This window comes from Mycobacterium sp. (genome assembly GCF_036273375.1).
Lineage (GTDB): Bacteria > Actinomycetota > Actinomycetes > Mycobacteriales > Mycobacteriaceae > Mycobacterium.
Genome location: NZ_DASUHS010000198.1, coordinates 1 through 5448, shown reverse-complemented (window position 1 = coordinate 5448; position 5448 = coordinate 1). Strand labels below are relative to the sequence as shown.

General features: G+C 64.7%; 3 protein-coding genes. All 3 read left to right on the top strand.

Going from position 1 to position 5448, the window contains the following annotated elements; genetic code table 11:
* Positions 1-2856 (top strand): SDR family NAD(P)-dependent oxidoreductase (locus VFW69_RS18280; RefSeq protein ID WP_526503167.1); only part of this gene is annotated, 2856 nt, incomplete at its 5' end.
* Positions 2857-2999: 143 nt separating this feature from the next.
* On the top strand, positions 3000-4286 hold the full coding sequence (locus VFW69_RS18275) for a condensation domain-containing protein (protein ID WP_526503165.1): 1287 nt from the start codon (positions 3000-3002) through the stop codon (positions 4284-4286).
* Between the two features lie 45 nt (positions 4287-4331).
* A partial coding sequence (locus VFW69_RS18270) for a glycosyltransferase (protein WP_526503163.1) occupies positions 4332-5448 on the top strand: 1117 nt, incomplete at its 3' end.

Here is a 5448-nt window from a genome sequence, read left to right as displayed (position 1 = left end):
GTGCTGAACGAGCGACTGCTGACCATCGAGTGGAAACAGCGCACGCCGCCGGACGTGGCTCACGTCGGCCTGGGAACGTGCTTGTTGATCAGTACTTCCGCCACCGCCGACCTGATGGCGACGAGGCTGACCGACGCATTGAAGGTCGAGGGCGCCAGGTGCGCGACCATAACATGGCCGCAGCATGCCGATCATCGGGCCAACGCCGAAGCGCTCGGCTCGCACCTTGCCGACCAGGTCAGCGGGATCGTCATACTCACCGGCCCCAAGAACGGCAGCCTGGAGGAGGAATGGGGCCTGCTCGGTGAGAACCATGTGCGTCACCTGGTGCGAATTACCCGGGAAATAACGGACATTGACGAAGAACCGCCGCGCCTGTACGTCGTGACGCGGAACGCCCAGACTGTGTTGCCGGGCGACGCGGCGAATCTCGAGCAGGCCGGCCTGCGCGGCCTGGTGCGAGCGATCAGCACCGAATATCCGCATCTGCGCGCCACCCAGATCGACATGGACGAGCATAGCGACGCCGAGCGGCTGGCACGGCAACTGCTGGGGAGCTCGGAGGAGGACGAGACAGCCTGGCGGAACGGCCAGTGGTACACGGCGCGCCTGAGCCCCGCACCGCTACGTCCCGAGGAGCGGCGAACCGCCGCGGTGGACTCCGAGCACGATGGCCTCCGCGTGCAGATCCGCACGCCGGGTGACCTGGAAACCATGGAACTGGCTGCTTCTCAACGTATTCCGCCGGGACCCGGCGAGATCGAAGTCAGGGTGAGCGCATCCAGCATCAACTTCGCGGATGTCCTCTTGGCCTCCGGCCGGTATCCCAGTCTCGGCGACGAGACACCCCGGCTCGGCATGGATTTTGCCGGCGTGGTGACCGCGGTCGGTTCCGGCGTGACGACTCATCGTGCGGGTGATCACGTCGGGGGTTTGTCCAGAAACGGCTGCTGGGCCACGTTCGTCACCTGTGACGCCCGCCTGGCCGTGACGCTGCCGCCTGGCCTCACCGAGGCCCAAGCGGCAGCGGTGAGTACCCCGCATGCCATCGCGTGGTACGGCCTGCACGATCAGGCCAGGATCACCACCGGTGACCGTGTGTTGATCCACTCCGCCACCGGCAGCGTGGGGCGGGCGGCGATCGCGATCGCCCGTGCCGCCGGAGCCGAGATCTTCGCCACGGCCGGCAGCAAGGAGCGCCGGAAACTACTGCGCGACATGGGTATCCAGCACGTTTACGACTCCCATAGCACCGACTTCGCCGAGCAGATCCGCCGCGACACCGACGGACGCGGGGTTGACATCGTGCTCAACTCCCTATCCGGCGCCGCGCAGCGGGCCGGGCTCGAAGTACTGTCCGTCGGCGGACGATTCGTGGAGATCGGTAAGCGCGACGTCTACGCCAACACCCGGCTGGGCCTCCTCCCGTTCCATCGCAACCTCACGTTCCACTATGTCGACCTGGCACTGATGTCGCAGAGTCATCCACAGCGAGTCGGCGACCTGCTGGGCACGGTCTACCGGCACGTCGCAGACGGTGAGTTGCCATTACCCGAGATCACTCACTGTCCGCTCGGCGATGCGGCCACCGTTGTCCGAGCGAGGAGCGCGGCTGAGCACACGGGCAAGGTGGTTCTCGACGTGTCCAAGTCCGCATGCACCAGGGTCGTGGTACCGCCCGAGCAGGCCCGGCCCTTCCGGCATGACGGCTCCTACATCGTCACCGGCGGTCTGGGTGGCATAGGACTCTTTCTCGCCGAGAAAATGGCCGAGGGCGGCTGCGGCCGCATCGTCCTCAGCTCCCGTTCCGAGCCCAATCCCAGAGCGCTGGAAACGATCGAACTCATTCGGGCGATGGGCACAGACATCGCGGTGGAATGCGGCGACATCACCGACGTCGACACGGCGCCGCGTCTGGTGAGCGCCGCGATCGCCACCGGGCTTCCGCTGCGCGGCGTGCTCCACGCCGCCGCGGTCTTCGAAAACGCGATGCTGGCCAATATGACCGACGAGCTCATCGGCCGCAACTGGGCCCCAAAGGTGCACGGCGCGTGGAACTTACACCAGGCTACGGCCACCCTTCCCCTGGATTGGTTCTGCTTGTTCTCCTCGGCCGTAGGTCTGCTGGGATCGCCCGGGCAGGGGGCGTACGCCGCCGCCAACGGCTGGCTGGACGCATTCGCGCGCTGGCGCCGAACTCGGGGTCTTCCCGCCACTGGGATCGGATGGGCGTTGTGGGCCGAGGTGGGTCGCGCCGCCGAAGTCCGAGCCGAGGCCGGCGAAGAAACGACTCCCGGGCGCGACGGCGAAGGCACCGCCATCGCGCACTGGCGTGACACCGCTTTCACCGCAGATGACGGCGCCTATGCATTCCAAGCCCTACTGCGCCACGACCGCCCGTACTCCGGATATGCAACGTTGACGGGAACGCCGTGGTTCGCCGCCTACGCGCAACGCAGCCGGTTCGCTGAACTGTTCCGATCCAACGACCAAAGCGCCTCGGACGCAGGAGAATTACTGAACGAGTTGTACGCACTGCCATCGGAGGAGTGGCCCGTTCGACTGCGACGCATGATCTCCGATGCGGTCAGCCTGATTCTGCGCCGTATTATCGATCCAGATCACCCCCTCTCCGAATATGGCCTCGACTCCATGGGCAACCTCGAGCTGCGCACCCGCATCGAGGCCGAAACAGGGATACGCGTCACCACTAACGACATCACCACCATCCAAGGCCTGGCCGGACTGCTATGCGAAAGGCTGGCTCTCGCAGGTGGCCTCGGCACCGTAGAGATAGGTCAGCACGTCGAAGCGTCGGCCGAGCCCAAGTGGACTAAGGAGGGACGGTGCTCATAGGTGCAGGGCCAGCGCGCGGGCTGTTCGTGGGTACGGTGTATGACTGGGCACCCGAGGCGGGCAGAATCTTGTCTTGGCAGCCGTCGCCCCCCTCGCTGGCGAAAGTCCGGCAAGCTCCTATAAGTGATGTACCGCTCAGCGCAATGCAAGACGCGCACCTTCGCGGCTTCTCCCGCTACGCGGCACGCGGGCTCGACTATGCGCGACTGGTGATCGGCTCCGGAGACGAACCCGGCCGATGCGATGTCCGGGCCATGAGCTACGTCATCAACTCCCACCTCCGCCGGCACAAGACGTATCACAGTTGGTTCCAGTACGGCGAAGCGGAAAGCATTGTGCGGCATACGATCGTTGACCCCGCCGACATCGAGTTCGTCCCGATCCGGCAGGACAGCATGACGCCAAGCGAGTGGCACCAGTTCGTGCTGTCCACTCCGGTCCCGTTGCAGTGGGATTGTTTCAGGTTCGGCATTATTCAGCGCGACGACCACTTCACCATCTTTGCAATCGTCGATCACCTCCACTGTGACCCGACGATTATCGCGGGCTTATACACCGAAATTGTGATGAACTATCGTCTCCTGGTGGCTGGCCGCGCGCTCGTTCAGGCGCCGCCCCCGGCCAGTCATGACGACTTCTGCCTACGGGAACAGCAGCACGTGGCATCCCTGACCTTGGATTCCGCTGAGGTTCGCAAATGGATCGAATTCGCCGAGAACAACGGCGGGACCCTGCCGGACTTCCCACTGCCGCTTGGTGATCTGTCCCAGGCCACGGGCGGCGACGTGGTAGTCGATCGGCTGATGGATCAGCAGCAGACGGCGGAATTCGAAGCCCGCTGCATCGCGGCGGGCGCGCGGGTCAGCGGCGGTTTGTTCGCCTGCATAGCCCTCGCGCAGCACGAGTTGACCGGCGCCACGACATATTACGGCCTCACACCGACGGACAAGCGAAGGTCGCTGGCGGAATTCTCGACGATGGGCTGGTTCACCGGCGTGGTTCCGTTCACTGTGCCCATAAACCCGGCATCCTTCGAAGAGACCGCCCGTGCTGCGCAGGGTTCTTTCGATGCGAATATGGACCTCGGCAACGTGTCGTTCAACGAACTATTGAAGTTGGCACCCTGGCTCAGGGCATGGGGCCCGAACTGCACGATGGTCAACTACATGGATGCGGGCCTCCCGCCCTTCTCTGCCACCGTCACCTCCCAGATGAAGGACGCGAACGTGAGCATCTACTGCGATCCCAGGGATCCGGCGCACCTCTACTTCTCGGTGATTCGTCTTTTCGACGAGGTGTCGATGTGGGTGAACCTCCCGAAGAATCCGATCGCCAAAGACTCCGTGATCCGTTACGTGAGTGCGATGAAATCCGTGTTGAAGCGCGTCGCGGACGGGCGTTTCACGGGTGCAGCGGTCCAGGTGTCCTGATGAATACCGGATAGCGGAATACCACTGAAAGGCCGGGTTTCGCCGATGAAAATCGTCTTGGCCGCCCACGGGACTCGCGGCGACGTCGAGCCTTGCGCCGCAGTCGGTTTGGAGCTGCTGCACAGGGGCCACGAAGTGCGCATGGCGGCGCCACCCAACCTGCTTGGCTTCGTGGAGGCGGCGGGCCTCAGCGCGGTCGGTTACGGCCCGGATTCTCAGGAGCAGGTCAGCGCGGTCGCTGACTTCGTTCACCAGGCCTTCAGGCCGCAGAATCCCATCAACTTCGCGCGATCAGGCAGGGAACTCTTCGTCGACGGTTGGGCGCAGATGAGCCGGACGTTGGCTTCACTGGCCGACGGGGCCGACATGCTCGTAACCGGCCAGACATACCACGGCGTCGTCGCCAATGTCGCTGAGTACTACGATATTCCGCTCGCAGCGATCCACCACATGCCGATCTGTGTTAACGGGCAGCTCGCCCTGCCTTCCGTACCGTCGCCGCCGCCCCTGGTCCGCTCCACCTTGAGGGCGGCGTGGTGGCTGTATTGGCGCATCACCAAGGACGCCGACGACGCGCAACGACGTGAACTGGGCCTACGGCGGTCAGCGGCCCCTGCGGCGAAGCGGATGGCCGAACGTGGATCGCTCGAAATCCAGGCCTACGACCAGGTCTGCTTTCCGAACCTCGCCGCCGAATGGAACGGCCGGCGACCCTTCGTCGGCGCGCTGACGTTGCAGTTGCCGGCAGATGCCGACGGTGAGGTCGCAACGTGGATCGGCACGGAAACGCCGCCCACCTACTTCGGCTTCGGCAGCACACCGGTCCAATCCCCCGCCGACACGGTCGCCATGATCGTTGCGGCCTGCGCGGAGTTAGGCGAACGTGCACTGGTTTATTGCGATGGCAGCGGCCCCACCCGCATCCAACATTCCGGCGACGTGAAACTTGTGGGCCCGGTGAACTATGCGGCCATCCTTCCGCTCTGTCACGCGGCCGTCCACCACGGTGGCGCGGGCACCACGGCCGCGGCCCTCCGAGCCGGAATCCCGATGCTGATCCTCTGGGACGTGGCCGATCAGCCGATATGGGCGGCGCAGGTCACCCGGATGCAAGCCGGTTGTGCTCAACGCTTGTCCACTATCACCCAAAAGTCTCTGGTCG